General features: G+C 36.1%; 1 protein-coding gene. It reads left to right on the top strand.

Annotation, left to right across the window (positions count from 1 at the left end; all coding sequences use genetic code 11):
• The coding region (locus tag NO357_RS21360; protein ID WP_306737787.1) for a hypothetical protein at window positions 1-216 on the top strand (216 nt) is incomplete at both ends.

The raw sequence follows: 216 nt of genomic DNA, 5'->3' as shown, positions 1-216 counted from the left end.
AATTATTACTTATGGTACGATGGCCGGAAAATCTGCTGTTAGAGATACCGGTCGTGTGTTGGATTTACCTTTATCCGACACGGATAGAATCGCCAAGAAAGTTCACGCCAAATTGAACAAAATGTTAGATTTGGATGAAAACGAAGTGAAGAAAAAATTCAATAACGATCAGATTGGTGATGTGATGGATTTAATTAAAATCTACAAAGACAACAC

The organism is Marimonas arenosa (genome assembly GCF_030848945.1).
GTDB lineage: Bacteria > Pseudomonadota > Alphaproteobacteria > Rhodobacterales > Rhodobacteraceae > Marimonas > Marimonas arenosa.
This window is presented reverse-complemented; position numbering and strand designations above follow the sequence as displayed.